The sequence below is a fragment of the Roseateles subflavus genome (genome assembly GCF_030285365.1).
In the GTDB taxonomy this organism is placed as follows: Bacteria; Pseudomonadota; Gammaproteobacteria; order Burkholderiales; family Burkholderiaceae_C; genus Roseateles_B; species Roseateles_B subflavus.
On the sequence record NZ_JASVDS010000002.1, the window covers coordinates 415,909 to 434,525 of the forward strand.

Annotated in this window: 14 protein-coding genes and 1 other RNA gene; 10 read left to right on the forward strand and 5 right to left on the reverse strand. The window is 70.7% G+C overall.

Annotation, left to right across the window (positions count from 1 at the left end; translation table 11 throughout):
* The first annotated feature begins 12 nt into the window (after positions 1-12).
* The 5 genes from QRD43_RS07680 to QRD43_RS07700 are packed head-to-tail and all read left to right on the forward strand — an operon-like array spanning position 13 to position 4,678.
* Complete coding sequence (locus tag QRD43_RS07680; RefSeq protein ID WP_285981899.1) at positions 13-390, forward strand: hypothetical protein; 378 nt, start codon at positions 13-15, stop codon at positions 388-390.
* A gap of 57 nt (positions 391-447) precedes the next feature.
* A complete protein-coding gene (gene pyrC / locus QRD43_RS07685) occupies positions 448-1,494 on the forward strand; it encodes a dihydroorotase (protein ID WP_285981900.1) in 1,047 nt (348 codons plus the stop codon).
* 7 nt (positions 1,495-1,501) lie between these two features.
* Entirely contained in the window at positions 1,502-2,284 is a 783-nt protein-coding gene (locus QRD43_RS07690) for a DUF3025 domain-containing protein (RefSeq protein ID WP_434063860.1), read from the forward strand.
* Between the two features lie 40 nt (positions 2,285-2,324).
* Complete coding sequence (locus QRD43_RS07695) at positions 2,325-3,707, forward strand: S1 family peptidase (protein ID WP_285981902.1); 1,383 nt, start codon at positions 2,325-2,327, stop codon at positions 3,705-3,707.
* The gene (locus QRD43_RS07700; RefSeq protein ID WP_285981903.1) at positions 3,689-4,678 is read left to right on the forward strand and encodes an FHA domain-containing protein; all 990 of its coding nucleotides are present in this window, start codon (positions 3,689-3,691) and stop codon (positions 4,676-4,678) included. Before QRD43_RS07695 ends, QRD43_RS07700 begins: the two co-directional genes overlap by 19 nt.
* 90 nt (positions 4,679-4,768) lie before the next feature.
* Here QRD43_RS07700 and cysK read toward each other — a convergent pair whose 3' ends face one another.
* Positions 4,769-5,683, reverse strand: a complete 915-nt coding sequence (cysK, locus tag QRD43_RS07705; RefSeq protein ID WP_285981904.1) for a cysteine synthase A — start codon at positions 5,681-5,683, stop codon at positions 4,769-4,771.
* Between the two features lie 231 nt (positions 5,684-5,914).
* Here cysK and QRD43_RS07710 point away from each other — a divergent pair, with 231 nt between their 5' ends.
* Positions 5,915-8,293, forward strand: coding sequence for a hypothetical protein (locus tag QRD43_RS07710; protein ID WP_285981905.1), 2,379 nt, complete (start codon positions 5,915-5,917; stop codon positions 8,291-8,293).
* 134 nt (positions 8,294-8,427) lie between these two features.
* Positions 8,428-8,773: RNase P RNA component class A (gene rnpB / locus QRD43_RS07715), an RNA gene on the forward strand.
* Here rnpB and QRD43_RS07720 read toward each other — a convergent pair.
* Positions 8,774-9,796, reverse strand: a complete 1,023-nt coding sequence (locus tag QRD43_RS07720) for a Gfo/Idh/MocA family protein (RefSeq protein ID WP_285981906.1) — start codon at positions 9,794-9,796, stop codon at positions 8,774-8,776.
* Between the two features lie 138 nt (positions 9,797-9,934).
* Here QRD43_RS07720 and QRD43_RS07725 point away from each other — a divergent pair, with 138 nt between their 5' ends.
* Complete coding sequence (locus QRD43_RS07725) at positions 9,935-11,137, forward strand: multidrug effflux MFS transporter (RefSeq protein ID WP_285981907.1); 1,203 nt, start codon at positions 9,935-9,937, stop codon at positions 11,135-11,137.
* A gap of 131 nt (positions 11,138-11,268) precedes the next feature.
* Positions 11,269-12,348, forward strand: a complete 1,080-nt coding sequence (locus QRD43_RS07730) for a carbonic anhydrase (protein ID WP_285981908.1) — start codon at positions 11,269-11,271, stop codon at positions 12,346-12,348.
* 69 nt (positions 12,349-12,417) lie between these two features.
* Here QRD43_RS07730 and QRD43_RS07735 read toward each other — a convergent pair whose 3' ends face one another.
* Positions 12,418-14,724, reverse strand: coding sequence for a response regulator (locus tag QRD43_RS07735; RefSeq protein ID WP_285981909.1), 2,307 nt, complete (start codon positions 14,722-14,724; stop codon positions 12,418-12,420).
* 211 nt (positions 14,725-14,935) lie between these two features.
* Positions 14,936-15,937 carry a glucokinase gene (glk, locus tag QRD43_RS07740; RefSeq protein WP_285981910.1) on the reverse strand — a complete coding sequence of 334 codons (1,002 nt, stop codon included), beginning with the start codon at positions 15,935-15,937 and terminating at the stop codon, positions 14,936-14,938.
* Between the two features lie 191 nt (positions 15,938-16,128).
* On the opposite strand from glk, the gene QRD43_RS07745 reads away from it, so the two are divergent.
* The gene (locus QRD43_RS07745; protein WP_285981911.1) at positions 16,129-17,286 is read left to right on the forward strand and encodes a glycoside hydrolase family 16 protein; all 1,158 of its coding nucleotides are present in this window, start codon (positions 16,129-16,131) and stop codon (positions 17,284-17,286) included.
* A gap of 89 nt (positions 17,287-17,375) precedes the next feature.
* Here the strand turns inward: QRD43_RS07745 and QRD43_RS07750 are convergent, their stop codons facing one another.
* On the reverse strand, positions 17,376-18,551 hold the full coding sequence (locus QRD43_RS07750; protein WP_285981912.1) for a serine hydrolase domain-containing protein: 1,176 nt from the start codon (positions 18,549-18,551) through the stop codon (positions 17,376-17,378).
* Positions 18,552-18,617: the final 66 nt, after the last annotated feature.

An 18,617-nucleotide genomic window follows, 5' to 3' on the forward strand; every position in this document is an offset into this window, starting at 1 on the left:
AAGGGGACGAAGATGGAGCGACGCAATGGACGAGCCGCCAAGGCCTTGTTGAACACCGGAGCCGCCGTGCTGGCCATGGCTGCCGCCGTGCCGCAGGCCGGTGCACAGGAGAAGGTGTCCGGTGGATTCGAACTCCACTCCCTCTGCGGCGACTGCTTTGCCATCAAGACCCAGAGCGGTCGGGTGAGTTTCACCTTGTCCTACTGGGTCGACACCAGCAAGGGACCCAAGCAGACCGCGTCGCAGCGCGTGGCCACGGAAAGGATGGAAGAGTTTGCCTGCGGGGGAGATTGCCAGGTCATCATCCAAGGGGTGCCGTACAACGTGACGCCCGGGCAGCGCTATCTCGTCCGTGGGGACCAGACCCTCGTCGTGCTCAAGGCGAAATAGGCGACGCCGGCCGCGTTCTCTGCGCCTTGGCGTCTGCTTTTGGGACAATACCGCCCCATGAGCACCCCCGCCCCCCTCACCGAACTCACCATCACCCGCCCCGACGACTGGCATCTGCACGTGCGCGACGGCGCCGCCATGCAGAGCGTGGTGCCCTACACGGCCCGCCAGTTCGGTCGCGCGATCATCATGCCGAACCTGCGTCCGCCGGTGACCACCGCCGCGCAGGCGGCGGCCTACCGCGAGCGCATCCTGGCCGCCGTGCCGGCGGGGGTGAGCTTCGAGCCGCTGATGACGCTCTACCTCACGGACAACACGCCGCCCGAGGAAATCGCCGCCGCCAAGGCCGCGGGCGTGGTCGCGCTGAAGCTCTACCCGGCCGGCGCCACGACCAACAGCGACGCGGGCGTGACGGACCTGCGCAAGTGCTACAAGACCCTGGAGGCCATGCAGCGCGAGGGCATCCGCTTCCTGGTGCACGGCGAGGTGACGGATGCGGACATCGACGTCTTCGACCGCGAGGCCGTGTTCATCGACCGCGTGATGACGCCGCTGCGCAAGGACTTCCCTGAGCTGAAGATCGTCTTCGAGCACATCACCACCAAGGAAGCGGCCGCCTACGTGATGGCCAGCGACGAGCACGTGGCCGCGACGCTCACGCCGCAGCACCTGCTCTACAACCGCAACGCCATCTTCACCGGCGGCCTGCGCCCGCACTACTACTGCCTGCCCGTGCTCAAGCGCGAGGAGCATCGCCTGGCCCTCATCCAGGCCGCGACCTCGGGCAGCACGAAATTCTTCCTGGGCACGGACAGCGCGCCGCATGCCTCGCAGATGAAGGAGAACTCCGTCTGCGGCGCCGGCTGCTTCACGGCGCTCTCGGCGCTGGAGCTCTACCTCGATGCCTTCGAGGCGATGGGCGCGCTCGACAAGTTCGAGGCCTTCGCCAGCTTCAACGGCCCGGCCTTCTACGGCCTGCCGCGCAACACCGGCACCGTCACGCTGCGCAAGCAGGCCTGGACGCTGCCCGAGAGCGTGCCCTTCGGCGATGCCCTGCTCAAGCCGCTGCGCGGTGGCGAGGCCCTGGCCTGGCAGCTGGTCTGAGGCGGTCCTGAGCGCGCCGAGCGCCCGGGGCCCGGGTCCCGACTGGGCGGCACCCTGGCTGCAGGACGACCGGGTCGCCGGGCTCGCGCTGCAGCAGCATCTGCGCGCAGGCCTGACAGTGGCCGCCGCGCTCAACCGGCTGGCCGCGGCCCTTCCGGCCGACCGGCAGCCGGCCCTGCAGGGTCAGGTCTTGCGCTTCGTCCCGCAGGCGGCGCTGCCGCCGGGTGAGGGCTACGAGGCCTTCATCGCCCGCACGGCCACCGTCCCCACGCGGGACCACTGGCACGATGCGCTCAACGGCCTCGTGTGGCTGCGCTGGCCGGCGCTCAAGGTCCGGCTCAACGCCCTGCACCAGGCGGGCCTGGACGAGGCCCCGGCTGCGGTGCGCCCGGGTGAGCGCCAGCGCGGCGCCCTGCGCGATGCGCTGACGCTGTTCGACGAGAACGGTGCCTGGCTCGAGGCGCCGCCAGCGCTGTGCGAGGCGCTGCGGGCGCGCGACTGGCCCCGCCTGTTCATCGCACTGCGACCGCTGTGGGCCGAGGCCCGGTTGCAGGTGGTCGGCCATGCGCTGATGGAGAAGCTGATGCAGCCGCGCAAGCCCATCTGCGCCCACGTGCTGCTGCGGGATCCGCTGTCGCTGGGCGCGGCGGACTGGGCCGGCAAGCCCTTTGCCCCGCTGCCGGTGCTGGGCGTGCCCGGCTGGTGGGCCGGCAATGCCGATCCCGCCTTCTACGCCGACCCGGCGGTGTTTCGCCCGCCTCGTCCGTCGACCGGCCTGCAATGCGGCTAGCATCGCGGCAAAGTACTGCAAGGGAGTGTCCTTGAATCCAATGTCCCGAAGCCCCCAGCGCCCGCTCCGCAGCCGGGCCCTGGCGTTCGCGTCGGCGCTGGCCCTGGCGCTGGGCGCCGTGCCGGCCGTCCGGGCGCAGACCCCGCCCGCGCCCCCCGCCCGCCCACCCGCCTCTGCGCCGCAGGACGAGGCCAAGAAGCCGCCGCCGGTCTCTGCGGTCGCGCGCCGCGTGTACGAGCGCGCGAAGGGCCAGCTGATGCAGATCCGCACGCTGCTCAAGAGCCAGGACAGCCAGGCCTCGGTGGGCTCCGCCTTCGTGGTGAGCGATGAGGGCCACGTCATCACGAACTACCACGTGATCAGCCAGTTCGCCCTCGAGCCGGACCGCTACCGCCTGCGCTACGCCACGACGGAAGGCGAGGGCGGTGCCATCGAGCTGCTCGACATCGACGTGCGGCGCGACCTCGCCCTGCTGCGCATCAAGGACTTCAAGCCGGACGGCGTGCTGCGCTTCCGTGCCCCGGACCAGCCGCTGTCGAAGGGGGACCGCATCTACTCGATGGGCAACCCGCACGACGTCGCCTTCGCCGTCGTCGAGGGCAACTACAACGGCCTGGTCGAGCGCAGCTTCGACCCGCTGATCTACTACTCCGGCTCCATCAACTCCGGCATGAGCGGCGGCCCGGTGGTGGACGAGGACGGCCGCGTGGTGGGGATCAATGTCTCGGCGATGTTCTTCGCTCAGCAGATGAGCTTCCTGGTCCCGGGGCAGTACGCCGCCGCGCTGCTGGCCCGCAGCCGCGACGCCAAGCCCCTCGACAAGCCCGTGTGGCCCCAGCTCACCGCGCAGCTGATGGCCTACCAGGACGAGCTCGTGCAGGCCTTCGTCAAGCAGCCCTGGCGCGATGCCGGCCATGCGCGCTACCAGCTGCCCGTGCCGCAGGAGCAATACATGCGCTGCTGGGGCCGCGGCACCGGCGCGGACACCAAGGGCCTGGAGTTCCAGCGCTCGCAGTGCCGCATGGAGCACGCCATCTACCTCAACGGCGGCATGCAGACGGGCTACCTCGACATGGCCCACGAGGCCTATGACGGCAGCAAGCTCGGCTCGCTGCGCTTTGCGCGCCAGTACGGCAACAGCTTCCGCAACGAGCGTCTGGGCCGCGACGACCGCGACCGCACGGCCCCCTACTGCCGCGAAGATTTCGTGGAGCAGCAGGGCCTGCCGCTGCGCGCCGTCGTGTGCCTGCGGGCCTACCGCAAGCTGCCCGGGCTGCACGACCTCAGCGTGCTCGTCACCACGGTCGACGCGAACACCGAGGGCGCCCTCGGCCGCTTCGACGCCAAGGGCGTGAGCTTCGCCAATGCCCAGACCCTCACCCGTCACTACCTGAAAGGCTTCGCATGGACCAGGCCGCAGTGATCGAAGTCCTGGACCGCGACGGCCAGGTGCGTTCGGTCCACAAGGTGCAGGGCTGGCCCCTGCGCATCGGCCGTTCGCCGGCCTGCGAGCTGGTGCTGGACGACGCCCACCTCGCGGGCGAGCACGCGGAGCTGAGCTGGGGCGAGGAAGGCCCGCAGCTGCGCCTGCTCCCGAGCCTCAACGGCGGCTGGCTGGGCACGCGCCGCCTGGCCGCCGGGGAACCCCAGGCCCTGCCGGACGAGACCGTCTGGCAGCTGGGCAACACCCGCCTGCGCCTGCGCACGCTGCGCAGCACGCTGGCCCCCGAGAAGCCGCTGGCGCATCCGGACTTCGCCCGCAGCCCGCTGCGCCATCTGCTGGTGCCAGGTCTTGCCCTGCTGTGGGCCGTGCTGCTGTGGCTCGACCAGTGGCTGGGCTCCGACCCCGGCGCGCCCTGGGTTCAGTACGCGCCGGCGATGCTCGCGCCCTTCGCGCTGGTGCTGGTGTGGTCCGCCGTGTGGGCGCTGGTCAGCATGCTCTTCCACCGCTGGTTCGCCTTCCTGCCGCATCTGCGGCGGGTGCTGATCGTGCTCGTGACCCTGCATCTGCTGGGCATGGGCCTGCCCGTGCTGGCGTATGCGCTGTCGTGGCCGCGTCTGCTGGTGGTGGACGCGCTGGTCTTCCCGGTCGGCCTCGTGGGCCTGCTGTGGTGGCATGCCTCGTTCGTGTGGCCGCGGGCCCGGCGCCTGCTGGCCGCGGGCCTGGGCAGCCTGCTCGTGGTGAGCCTCGCCCTGATGGTGGGCAAGCGCTGGGAGCAGCAGTACTGGTTCGGTCCGGCCTACCTCAGCGTGCTGCCGCCGCCGGTGATGCGCCTCGCTTCGCCCAAGCCGGTGGAGGCGCTGGTGGATTCGCTGGCACCGCTGGAGGCCCAGCTCAAGCGCCAGGCCGCCAAGGACAACGAGGTGCCCAGCCAGGACGGCATGGAGGAGTGAGCCCGGCGGGCCAGGTCTTGCGCCCATGAAGAAAGGCCCCTCGCGAGGGGCCTTTCTCTTGGGGCGGCGGAGGCCGCGTGCCGGCTGCGATCAGGCCGGCAGGAAGCCGTCCACCGAGAGATAGCGCTCGCCGGTGTCGTAGTTGAAGCCCAGCACGCGGCTGCCGGCCGGCAGCTCGGGCAGCTTCTTCGCGATGGCGGCCAGCGTGGCGCCGCTGGAGATGCCCACCAGCAGGCCTTCCTCGCGCGCCGAGCGGCGGGCGTACTCGCGGGCGTCCTCGGCCTCGACCTGGATCACGCCGTCGAGCAGTGCCGTGTGGAGGTTGTCGGGGATGAAGCCGGCGCCGATGCCCTGGATCGGGTGCGGGCTCGGCGAACCGCCGCTGATGACGGGCGACTGGCTCGGCTCCACGGCAAACACCTGCAGCTGCGGCCAGGCCTTCTTGAGCACCTGCGCCGTGCCGCTGATGTGCCCGCCGGTGCCGACGCCGGTGATCAGCACGTCGAGGCCGCCGGGGAAGTCACGCAAGATCTCCTGGGCCGTCGTGCGCACGTGGACGTCCACGTTGGCGGGGTTCTTGAACTGCTGCGGGATCCAGGCGCCGGGCGTCGCGGCGGCCAGTTCCTCGGCGCGGGCGATGGCGCCCTTCATGCCCTTCTCGCGCGGGGTCAGGTCGAAGGTGGCGCCATAGGCCAGCATCAGGCGGCGGCGCTCGATGGACATGCTGTCCGGCATCACCAGCACCAGCTTGTAGCCCTTCACCGCCGCGACCATGGCCAGACCCACGCCGGTGTTGCCGGAGGTGGGCTCGATGATGGTGGCGCCGGGCCTGAGCAGGCCCTTCGCCTCGGCGTCCTCGACCATGGACAGCGCGATGCGGTCCTTGATGGAGCCGCCCGGATTGCTGCGCTCGGACTTCACCCAGACCTGGGCCTCGCCGAACAGCCGGTTGATGCGGATATGCGGGGTGTTGCCGATGGTGGCCAAAACGTTGTCGAAAGGCATGATCGCTCCTGTGCAAGGCGTCAATGGTAGCGCCGCGCTTATGAAAAGATGTTCTAAGTAACTGCGGGTAAGGCGGGGCGGTCAGAATGGCATCTTTGCGGACAGGTGCTTACCCCTCTGATCGCTGGACAGTTCCACAATCGCGCTCGAGTCAGCCCCAGGCCTTGGGGTCAGCCGCCGTACCGCTCGAACTGGAAGGGTCGTGAGATGAAGGATTCCAAGGATCAAGACTTGACCGTTGTGCGCCGGCAGTTTCTGCTGGGGTCGGCGTTGGGCATGCTGGGTGGCTTGCACCTGACGGCGTGCGGCGGCGGTGATGCCGCGCCCTCGACCGGCTCGTCCCAGACCCCCGGCAGCTCGCCGACCACGGCCCCCGGCAGCGGCAGCAGCATCGACGGCACCCTCCCTGCGGCAGCGGACAACCAGATGAAGGTGAGCCTGCCCTCGGGCAGCGAGACCCAGTACCCGCTGCAGTTCGGGCGCCCGTTCGTGGCCGGAGAGATCCCCGGCGTGCCGGTGGTGCTCCTTGACGGCGTGGTGATGCCCTCGCAGGCGGACGTGAAGACCCGCCATGCGGATGGATCGGTGAAGTTCGCCGTGATCTCCGTGATCCTGCCGACCCTCGGCACGGCCGAGCGCACGATCTCGTTCGGCAACCAGGAGGTGCGCGCCCAGACGCCCGTGCCCATTGCCGACATGCTGAGCCGCTACGACTTCGACGCGACGATCCAGCTGGCCTTCGGTCAGGCGGACCCGGCGCCCGCGAAGGTGTCCGCGCGGGAGATCCTCGCCACGCTCACCGACGCCGGCCTGGCCGCCGAGACGGCCGCGGGCGGCGTGCAGAGCCGCTACTGGACGCAGGGGCCGGTCTGCACGACGGTCCTGCTGTGCGACCACAAGACCAAGGCGTTCGACCGCGGCAGCAATGCCACGCGGGCCGTGCGCCCGATGTTCCATGTGCAGTTCTGGCCCACGATCGGCCGATACCACGTGCGCCACATCGTCGAAGTGGCGGACGTCACCAAGCTGAAGGACGAGAAGCCCGTCATCGTCAGCTTCGGCACGGGCCAATCCAGCCCGCAGGTGCGGCTGTCCGAGGCGGCCAATCTCTACCTGGGCACCTGGCAGTCCCGCGCCTACTGGGGCGGCGCGGACATCCCGCGCGCCAACCTCCGGCACGGCGTGGCCTACCTGGCCAGGACCAAGGCCATGCCCAACTACGACAGCAGCCTCGTCATGGAGCCCACGGCCCTGACGAGTTATGCCAGGGACTACGCCGCCCGACCCCAGGGCCTCGGGGCACGGGGCTACTGGGAGATCGCGATGGCGGCCGCGGGCGGTCGGCCGGACCTCGGCCTGATGCCCAAGTGGGACACCGTCTCCATGTATTCCGGCCAGGCCTCCATGCAGGCCATCTGCGAGCGCCAGGCCGAGCTGGCCGGTTCCTGGGCCTTCTACTTCCGAGAGGGCGACAGCCTCAAGCCCATCTACGGCAGCACCTCGGGGCAGGGGCGCATCCTCTCCAAGCTCGGTCGGCCCACGGTCTTCCTCTATGACAGCAACCGCTACTGGACGCAGGCTGCCGTGGCCGATCGCTTCAAGGTCGACGGCGCTTCGGACAGCGCGCGGGACGGCTGGGTGCATGACGTGGCCCATACGCCCGGCGTCTTCTGGTGGATGTACCTCAGCAGCGGGCAGGCCTTCTGGCACGAGAAGCTGCTGCAGCTGGCGGCGTGGTCGCAGTTCGTGGTGAATCCCGGCCTCTCCTACAACTCGGTGGCCAACGGCGCCTCGAGCAAGGCCCTGATCATCAACGGCGTGCAGGTGCGCGGCTGGGGCTGGCAGTTCCGCAACCGGGCGCGGGCCTGGTGGGCGGCCCTGGACGGCAGTCCCGAGCGGCTGCTGCTGGAGCAGAGCCTCACCGACGCCGTGGCGCAGCGCTACGGCCTCTACGACATCCCGAGCACCCTGGACAGCCACCCCATCCGGACCACCTGGAATGCCAACTACAAGGCCTGGTTCACCAGCGGTCCGGCACAGCCTCGGCCGAACGCGCTGGCCTACTGGGACGGCTTTGGCGGCTACACGCGGGACCAGTTCATCGCCTCCGTGGGCATGCCGCCGGACGACTGGGGCGGCGGCGCGACGGCGCCGTGGATGCAGAACTTCATCACGCTGTCCGTCTGCCATGCGGTGGAGCTCGGCTTCACGGCTGCGCAGCCGCTCGCGAACTGGGTGGTGCGGCAGGCCATCGTGATCGCGAACTCGTCCCATCCCCGTCACATCGCGGACTATGTCTTCCCGCAGACCAAGACGGACGGCACCTTCTACCAGACGCTGGATGACCTCTACGACGGCTTCAGCTACCTGGCTGAGGGCGACTATCCCTCCAGCATGCCCGCGGACAGTACCAAGGGCTTCCCTGGCAGCGGTCCGGCCGGCTCGTACCAGGTGACGGTGGAGGGCTATGGCGCGATCGCCGTGGCGGCCATCGCGCTGGCCAATGGGCACCCGGACCAGGCGGCGGCCTGGCGCGTGGTCGGCCCGTGGTCGCGCTACACGCGCCATTTCAACTACGACCCGCGCTACGCCATCTTGCCGCGCACCTGAGGGGCCGCGCCCTCGCGTGAGGGCGCCGCTGCGCCCGCGGGCGTCCTGGCCGGGCCTTGCGGCGACGGCCGGGGCCCGGGTCCGATGCGACGCGCGGGCCGGGGGGCCCACGCTTCGGGGATAATGCGCCCCGTGAAGCAGGTCAGACCGCCGCTGGTGCGAGCGTGGAAACACGGCACTGGAGGAAGGTCCGGACTGCAAAGAGCGGCGTAGCAGCTAACGGCTGCCCGGCGAAAGCCGAGGATCAGAGCAACAGAGACGAGTCAGGCCGGTCGCCTTCGGGGGGCCGGTCTGGGTGAAACGGGCAATCTCTACGCGCAGCAACACCAAGTAGGCCAGCGATGATGCGGCTCGCAGAGCTGGCGGGTAGGTGGCACCGAGCCGGGCAGTGATGTCCGGCCCAGAGGAATGGCGGTCACGGGACCGGGCCCGCAAGGGTCAGGTCCTGCACAGAATCCGGCCTATCGATCTGCTTCACCCTTATTCCTGCACTTCGGCGCCCGCGCGCCCGTGCGCGGTCCGGCGACCCTCCTGCAGCAGCGCCTCGATGGTCTGCTGCACGGCGAGGGCCTCGGCAAAGCCGGGCAGGGCGTGCGAACGACCGTCCAGCAGGGCACCCCAGTGCTCCAGCAGATCGGCCTCGGCAAGGTCCGGGCGCAGGTCGCGCTCGCTGAGTTCCCGCCAGTCCTCATCCTTGCGCAGGCGGATGCGGCGGAACCAGTCGCTCAGGCAGATCTCGCCGCCGCGGGCCCGCCAGCGCATCTCGTTGACGTCGCTCTCCTGGCCCAGCACCGCGGCATCGATGTCGATGGGCACGCCCGCCGCGAACAGCCGGGCCCGCAGGCCGATCTCGGCAGCCGCCGGGTCCGAGGGGTAGAGCAGCTCGCTGTGGACCACCTCAGCGGCGCCCAGCACCCGCTGCAGCACGAAGATGAAATGCGACAGCACCTCCCGGCTGAAGCCGCCTTCCGCGCGCCCCGACAGCCACACACCGGCGTTCTTCTGCCAGGGGCGAGGCCATTCGGCGAAGCGCAGCGTGAGCTGCACCGACTGCAGCTCGCCCATGGGATGCCGCGAGGCCGCGCCGAAGCAGGACTGCAGCTGTGCAAGGCCGCTGCTGGAGGCGAGCGAGAAATTGACGGCCGCGCGATGCTGGCCCTGGCGCAGGACCTGCAGTGTGCGGGCCGCGGCCTCGGCGTCGACGGCCAGCGGCTTCTCGCACAGCACGGTCAGCCCCAGCGCGAAGGCGCGCTCGGCCCAGCCGAGGTGGGACTGCGGGGGGCTGGCGATGTAGACGCCACGCAGGCCGGGCTGCGTCAGGAGCCGCTCGGGCTCGTCCGGCACGTGGAGATGGGAATGGCGGGCGCGGATGGCGGCCCGCGTCTCGGGATCGGGGTCCCAGGCATACAGCGGCTGGAAACGGGGATGACCCTGGAGTCGGTCCAGCATTCGCTGACCCATGACTCCCAGTCCGATGATGCCAATGGCGTAGGGTTCGGGCATGTTGAGGATTCACGCAAGCGCGGCGCAGTGTAGGGCAGGAGACCGGGCGATTCGGGCCCCGGCCGCTACACTGAGGTTCTCCCTTCCCTGTCCCGCCTCGCCCCTGCGCGCAGGCCGGGCGCACACCGCACATTCCTGATGAATCCTGATGCCGGCGCCCTCTGGCGCGGTCCGCGCTGGACCCTGGCCGTCCTGCTGGCCTGCCTGGGCACCGTGGGCCCGTTCTCCATCGACACCTACCTCCCGGCCTTCGCCGGCATCGCGCGGGCCCTGGATGCCACGCCGGTGCAGATGCAGCAGACGCTGTCCGCCTATCTGCTGGGCTTCGCGGTGATGAATCTCTTCCACGGCGCGCTCTCCGACAGCTTCGGCCGGCGGCCGGTGGTGCTGGTGGGCACGGCGGTCTTCACGCTGGCGTCCCTGGGCTGCGCGCTCTCGGGCAGCATCGGGCAGCTGATCTTCTTCCGCACCGTGCAGGGCATGTCGGCCGGTGCGGGCGTGGTGGTCTCGCGGGCCATCATCCGCGACATGTTCCCGCCTTCCGAGGCGCAGCGGGTGATGTCGCAGGTGACGCTCTTCTTCGGCGTGGCGCCAGCGGTGGCGCCCATGGTCGGCGGCTTCCTCTTCGTGCATGCCGACTGGCACTCGATCTTCTGGTTCCTCGTGCTGGTCGGGACGGCGCTGTTCGTGGCGAACTGGCGGCTGCTGCCCGAGACCCTGCACCGGGACCTCGCACAGCCCTTCCACCCGCGGGACCTGATGCGCGGCTACGCGCAGCTGTGCGGCAGCCGGCGCTTCCTGCTGCTGACGCTGGCCAGCGGCATCCCCTTCAACGGCATGTTCCTCTATGTGCTCGCCGCCCCGGTCTTCCTGGGCGAGCACCTCGGCCTGGCGCCCACGCAGTTCTTCCTGTTCTTCTGCTTCAGCATCGGCGGGATCATGGGCGGCGCGTGGTTCAGCGGCCGGCTGGCCGGCAAGGTCAAGCCCCGGGCGCAGATCCGGCGCGGCTTCTTCGTCATGCTGGCGATGGCAGTGCTGAACGTGGCGCTGAATCTCGTGCTGCCGCCGAGCGCCTGGTGGGCGCTGCCGGTGATCGGCCTCTTCGCGCTGGGCTGGGCGCTGATGGTGCCCGTCGTGACGCTCATGGTCCTGGACCAGGTGCCCGAGCGCCGCGGCATGGCGTCGTCGCTGCAGGCCTGCATCAGCAGCGCCGCGAACGGCCTCGTGGCCGGCGTGCTCGTGCCGCTGGTGATGCACTCGACGCTGGCGCTGGCCCTGGCCTCGGCCAGCATGATGGGCATCGGGCTCGTGGCCTGGCTGTGGGTCAAGCGCGAGGTCTGACGACGCCGACGGACCAGGCGGCGAGCCTGGCGCTCAAGACTGCGCCCGGCCGGCCGATGTAGAGACAGGCGCATCCAGAGACCCGAGCCCGGCCCTCGCCGGGCGGGGCCGTACCTGCGCAGGAGCCTTCCATGCACCACCGAGCCCGTTCCCTGTCCCGACCCTCCCTGGCGCCGTTCCAGCGTCCGGCCCTGGCCTGGCTGATGGCCGCCGCCCTGGGCCTGGCCTGGCCGCATCCGGCACCGGCGCGCCCCGCGGCCGACAAGTCGGACAAGTCCGAGCGGGCCGAGAAGCCGGCGACGGAGAAGAGCCTCGGCAAGGAGACCGTCCGGGACGATGGCGCCGCGGAGAAGGGCAGCGGCGAGAACCTCGGCATGCTCCGGCAGCGCCTGGCGGAACGCCTGGCGACCAGGCCGGACCCCGCGCCCGCCGCCGCGCGGCCGGAGGCAAAGGGCGAGGCCAGGGCCGAGGGGAAAGGGGAGCCCCGGGCGGACGCCAAGACCACCAGGCACGCCGATGCCAAGGGCCACGGCGGCGAGATCCACTGGGCCTATGACGGCGAGGGCGGCCCTGAGCGCTGGGGCGAGCTCAAGCCCGAGTTCCGCACCTGCGCCACCGGCAAGCGCCAGAGCCCCATCGACATCCGCGACGGCATCCGCGTGGACCTCGAGAAGATCCAGTTCGACTACCAGCCCAGCGGCTTCGCGGTGCTGGACAACGGCCACACCATCCAGGTCAACCTCGCACCGGGCAACAGCCTGCAGGTGATGGGCCGGCGCTACGAGCTGCTGCAGTTCCACTTCCACCGGCCGAGCGAGGAACGCATCAACGGCCGGCAGTTCGACATGGTCGCCCACCTGGTGCACAAGGACCCGGACGGCCGCCTGGCCGTCGTGGCCGTGCTGCTGGAGCGCGGCCGCGACCAGCCGCTCGTGCAGACGGTCTGGAACAACCTGCCCCTGGAGAAGGGCGAGGCGCTCGCGGCGCCCGGCCAGATGGACCTGAACCAGCTCCTGCCCGAGGACCGCGCCTACTACACCTACATGGGGTCGCTGACGACGCCGCCCTGCTCGGAAGGCGTGCTGTGGATGGTCATGCGCCAGCCGGTGCAGCTCTCGGCCAACCAGCTCAGCATCTTCGGCAAGCTCTACCCCATGAACGCCCGGCCCGTGCAGCCCGGCTCCGGCCGGCTGATCAAGGAATCGCAGTGACGGGGCGGGCGCCGGCGCCGCGCGCCTGAGCGCCGCTCACCCGTCGGGAACGCTCTGCCCGGCAGCGGCTCAGCCCGGTGTGCGGGACTCCGCGCTGGCATGCAGCCAGCGGCGCAGCGTCAGGAAGAGCTGCTCGGCGACCACGGGCTTGGCCACGTGGTCGTTCATGCCGGCATCCAGGCAGCGCTGGCGCTCCTCGGCAAAGGCATTGGCCGTCATGGCGAGGATGGGCAGGTGGCGGCCCTTCTCCGTCGAGCGGATGGCGCGGGTCGCATCCAGGCCGTCCATGGCGGGCATCTGCACGTCCATCAGCACGAGGCCGTAGTCGCCCTGCTGCACCATCTCGCAGGCCTCGACGCCGTCGCCGGCCACGTCCACCTCCAGGCCCGCGCTCTGCAGCAGCGCCACGGCGACTTCCTGATTGACGACGTTGTCCTCGGCCAGCAGGATGCGGCGGCCCTGGTAGGGCGCCAGCAGTTCGCGCGCCGCCTGGCCGCGCTGCAGGCCCGCGGCCGCCAGCGGCTGGTCCGACAGCGGCAGCTCCAGCTCCAGCCAGAACAGGCTGCCCTCGCCCAGGCGGCTCTGCACGCCGACCTCGCCGCCCATGAGCCGGGCCAGGCGCCGGGAGATGGCCAGGCCCAGGCCCGTGCCGCCATAGCGCCGCGTGGTGGAGCTGTCGGCCTGCTCGAAGTCCTGGAACAGCCGCGCCTGCGCCTCCTCGCTGATGCCGATGCCGCTGTCCGCGACCTCGAAGCGCAGTCGCAGGTGGTCCGGCGTCTCCTGCAGCAGCCGGGCGTTGAGGCGCACGAAGCCGTGGTCGGTGAACTTGATGGCGTTGCCGGCGAAGTTGATCAGGATCTCGGTGATGCGCTGCGAATCCCCCATCAGCACGCGGTCCAGCAATTCGTCCGGCACGTCCTGCTGCACCTGCAGATGCTTCTCGGCCGCCCGCTGCGCCATCATGCTGGAGATGTTGTCCAGCAGCTGGTTGACCGAGAACATGCCGGCTTCCAGGTGCAGCTTGCCGGCCTCGATCTTCGAGATGTCCAGCACGTTGTTGATCACGCTGAGCAGGTGCTCGGCGGCGTCGGCCACCTTCTTGAGCCGGTCCTGCTGCTGCGGTTCGGTCGAGTCGCGGCGGGCCAGGTAGGTCAGGCCGATGATCGCGTTCATCGGCGTGCGGATCTCATGGCTCATGTTGGCCAGGAAGGCGCTCTTGGCCAGGTTGGCGGCCTCGGCGGCCTGCGTGGCGGTGGCCAGCGCCAGGGTGCGGGCCTCGACCAGCTCCTCGAGGTGGTGACGGTAGCGGTCCAGCTCCAGGGCGTCGCGGCGCTGGCGGGAGATGTCTGTCAGGAAGCCGTGCCACAGCACCGAGCCGCCGTCCTCCAGCTGTGCGATGGCGTTGCCGTAGAGCCAGCGCTCGCTGCCGTCGGCGTTGTCGGTACGGAACTCCTGCTGCCAGGGGCTCAGGTGCCGGGCCGAGGCGGTGAGCGCCTCGCGCACGGCCTCGCGGTCGTCGGGGTGGATGCGCTCGAAGAGGGCCTCGGCCTCGCTCAGCAGCAGCTGCGCGGGGACGCGGAAGTAGTCCTTCACCGCCTCGCTGACATAGGCGAAGCTGAAGCGCCCGTCCGGGTTGCGCCGCAGCTGGTAGACCACGCCGGGCACCGTCTCGGCCATGCCGCGCAGGCGCTCGATGAGCTGGCGCTGCGCCTCGAACTGGTGCTGCAGCGCATCGCGCATGTCCTGCAGGTGCTTGCCCAGGCGGCCGATCTCGTCGTTGCGGCCGCCTTCCAGCTCGGTGCTGAAGCGGCCCTGGGCCATGTCGTTGGCGAAGCGGCCCAGCGCCCGCAGCGGACGCATCACCCGGGAGTTGAGGGCCAGCAGCACCAGGGCCACCGAGATGAGCAGCTGGCCGCCCACCGTGGCGGCATAGAGCCAGCGCTGGCGGGTGAGGGCGGCGGCCACGAGATGATTGTCGATCTCGATCTCGAGATGGCCGATGCGGGTGCTGCCGCGGAAGATGTCGCGCTCTCCCTTGATCAGCTGCCCCATCTGGCGCTCGGGCAGCCGCATCTCGATGAAGGGGACGCCCTGCGTGGCGTCGCTCACCGCCACCCGGACGACCTCGGGGGACTTCATGATGGCCGCCACCACTTCGCGGGCGGCAACCTGGTCGAGGTTCCAGAGCAGCTCGGGCAGGCTGCTGGCGAGCACGTCGATCTTGGCCTGGAGGTCCCGCTCCTGCGTCTGCTGGGCCACCTGCGGCTCGCGCAGCCCGATCAGCAGCCCGCCGATGATCAGCGCCGGCAGCAGCAGGCCGGTGCAGACGCCGATGGCAAGGGCCACGAACAGCGAGCTGGTGTTCTTTCGACTCAACAAGGACTCCTGGGCCGTCTGAGGCCGGTGCCGGTGCGCCGGCCGGTGGCAGGCAGCCGCCCCCGGCGAGGCCGGCGCCAGCTACCAGCGGGGATTGTGCACGGCTTCGCCGGGCAACCCGTCTTCCGAGGCGGCGGCTGTCTTGTTTGTGTCAAAAGTGCCGTGGGGAATTCCACGGAAGTCGCGTCCACCGGGGATGGCGGGCACGCCCTCAGTGCCGGCGGTCCAGCGCCCGGGCGGCCCCCAGCAGCGCGGGGGAGGTGGGGCTGCTGATCACGAAGCAGGGGATGGGCGCCAGCAGTGCCTGCAGGCGGCCCTTGCCCTCGAAGCGCTCCCGGAAGCGCGAGGCCCGCAGCTCCGGCAGCATGCGCGGTGCGATGCCGCCGCCGATGTAGACGCCGCCCGTCGCGCCCAGGGTGAGCGCCAGATTGCCGGCGGTGCTGCCGAGGAAGCGGCAGAACAGATCCACCGCGCGCTGGCACACCGCGTCGCCCGCTCGCGCGCGCGGCAGCACCTGCTCCGGCTGCATGCCCGCCGCCTCCGGCAGGCCCAGCCACCGGGCGCTGGCGCGGTAGAGGTTGAGCAGGCCGGGTCCCGACAGCGCCCGCTCGGCGGAGACATGGCCGAAGCTGCGCCGCAGCAGGGCCAGCACGGCGTCCTCCTCGTCGTCCATGGCGCACAGCGTGGCGTGCCCGCCCTCGCCGGCCAGCGGGACGAGCCCCTGGGCCGACGGGATCAGGCCCGAGACGCCCAGGCCCGTGCCTGCGCCCAGCAGGGCCAGCGGGGCCTGGGGCTGAGCCAGGACCTCGGGGGCGGGCCGCACGCCGCCCAGGTCCTGCAGGTCGGCACCGCCCAGGCTCGGCAGGGACAGCGCCAGTGCCGTGAAGTCGTTGATGACCTCCAGCCGCTGCAGGGCCAGCTCCTTCTGCAGCGCCGTGATCGAGAAGGCCCAGTGGTGGTTGGTCATGCGCACTTCGTCCCCGGTCACCGGGTTGGCGATGCCCAGGGCGCAGGCGGCGGGGCGCGCCGGGTCCCGGTCGTTCAGGTAGCGCTGGATGGCGTCGCCCAGCGTCGGGTGCTCGGCGCAGCGGTAGGTCTGCACATGGCTCAACGGCGCACCGGGCTTGTCCATCCAGGCGAAGCGCGCGTGGGTGCCGCCGATGTCTCCCAGCAAGCGCGGAAAGAGGGCCTGCGTCGGATGGGCCTGGCTCATGAAGGTCTCCTGATGCGGTGCATGTCGATGTGGGGCATTGTCTATGAAACCGCTTTCAAGCTGCAAGGCCGCTGCGTTCGAACGGGCTTGGTGTTTCTACTCAGCTCGCCATGCGATCGCTTTCCGATAATGAAACCGCTTTCAAATCAGAATGGCGGCATGGATCCACCCGTGCCGGATGGAGACCTGCCATGCCCGCATCCCCACGCGTCCTGCCCCTGCCGACCCCCTTCCTCGCGGCGTGCAGGGCCGCGTTGTCCGCGCTGTTCGCCCCGGCCGATCTGTCCGATCTGTCCGGCCCGTCCGCCCGGTCTTCCCCTCCCGCCTCGACCGCCCCGACCGCCCCGATGGCCCCGATGGCCCCGATGGCAACGATGGCCGCGATGGCCTGCGTGCCCGAATCCCCCGCCGGCTCCCCGACGCCCCGCCGCCCCGGAATGGCGGCCCGGGCGCTGCGACGCTGGCCGGCCATCGCGGGTCTGGCCCTGGCGGCCTGCGGGGGAGGTGGCGCGCCCGCTGCCACGCCGACCCCGGCACCCTCGATACCCTCGACACCGGTCCCGACGCCCATCCCCACCCCCATGCCGACCCCCGCACCCAGCCCCCTGGCTCGCCCCGCCGACCACGTGCTGGTCTGGTCCGACGAATTCGACCAGCCGGGACTGCCCGATGCCCGGCGCTGGTCCTATGACACAGGCCGCAATGCCAGCGGCTGGTTCAACCACGAGCTGCAGTACTACAGCGCGGCGCGCCCGGCCAACAGCGAGGTGAGGGACGGCCGCCTGGTCATCACGGCCCGGCTGGAGAGCCGCTCGGACCAGCCGGACTGGGGCGGCCAGCGCTACAGCTCCGCGCGCCTGCTCACCGCGGGCACGGCCCAATGGACCTACGGCTTCTTCGAGATCCGTGCCAAGCTCCCCTGCGGCCGCGGCAGCTGGCCCGCCATCTGGATGCTGGGGGCGGAGGGCACCTGGCCGGCCCAGGGCGAGCTGGACATCATGGAGCAGGTCGGCCGCGATCCGACCAACGTGTTCAGCACGGTGCATACGAGCAGTGGCTCCGGTGGCAACGGCAAGGGGGGCGCCGTGCAAGTGCCGACGGCCTGCAGCGCCTTCCACGACTACCAGATGCTCTGGACGCCGCAGGGCCTGCGCTTCGGCGTCGATGGCGTGGAGCATGCCCGCTACGACAAGCTCGGCACCGGCCCCGCCCAGTGGCCCTTCGATGCACCGCAGTTCCTCATCCTCAACCTCGCCATCGGGGGCGACCTGGGCGGCCCGGTCGACGACGGCATCTTCCCACTGCGCTACGAGATCGAGCATGTGCGGGTCTACCAGAAGCAACCCTGATCGCTGATGCGCTGATGCCTGATGCGCTGATGCCTGATGCCTGAGAGCGGACGGCGGACGGCGGCACGCGGAGGACACCCGGCGGAGGCTCAGGGCGCCCGGACAGCCAGGGCGCCGGTGATGGCGTCGCGCAGGGGGAACAGGTGGGCATTGCCATTGAATTCCGCGGCGGGGCTGTTGCCGGTGTGGACGATGACGACCTTCGCCAGCGGATCCACGAAGATGTTCTGGCCGTTGGTGCCCCAGGCGAAGGAGCGCCCCCCCGCGGCCTGCGGGATCCAGACATGCAGCCCGTAGAAGGGCGCCTGAGCCGGCTGCGGCTTGTCCGGGCGCAGGGCCACCATCTGCTCGATCCAGGCCTGCGGCACCACCTGGCGGTCCCCCACACGGCCGAGGTTCATGAGGAGCAGGCCCACGCGGGCGTAGTCCCGCAGCGTGGCCACGAACTGGCCCTGCACGCCTTCCTGGCCCCAGCGGTTCTTGATCCAGCCGCCCGGCGCCTCGGCACCCAGGGGCTCCCACAGGCGCTGGGCGAGGTATGCCGTGTTGCTCATGCCGGTGCGCGCGCTGAGCACGAAGCCCAGCACGGTGCTGACCGCGCCGTTGTAGTTGAAGACCTTGCCCCGGGGGTCCAGGGCCGTCTTCTGGCGGAGGTAGGCCCGCATGTCGGTGCGCGGTTCGAGGATGGGGTTGATGGCCTGGTTGTCGGACGCCGCGCCGGGATCGTAGGAGTTCAGCAGCTCGGCGCCCGCGCTCATCCGAAGCAGGTCCTCGACCGTGGCCGCTGCGAAGGCGCTGTCCCTGAAGTCGGGCAGCACGTCCGCGACGCGCTCCTGCAACGAGAGCCGGCCCTCGGACACGGCGATGCCCACCAGCAGCGACAGGAGCGTCTTGGACATCGACGCCGACAGCAGCCGCGTGCCCGGCCCGGTGCCCTGGAGGTAGCGCTCGAAGACCCGCTGCCCCTGGTGCAGCACGAGGAAGCCGGTCGTGCAGAAGCTGCCCAGGTAGGTGTCCAGCGTGCGGGAGGTGTCCGTGCCGCGCGGGCGGTAGCGCACCGGACCCAGCGGCACGCCCTCCGGCAGGGCCTGGACCTGGGTGGAGGGCGGCGCCTCGTTGCTGGGGTAGCGACGCTGGGTGTCGATGAAGTTGCCGATGCAGCCGTCCTGAGCCCGGGCGGGCGCGGCGGCCACCGCCGCCAGCAGCAGGGGCAGCGCCCGCGCAAGGGCCAGCAGCGGATGACGGCGGAGCGGGAGGTGGCGCATGGGCAAGGGTCCGGGCGTGAGGGCGAGGTCACCATCATCGCCGAGCCCCGGCCGTCACGGGCGGAC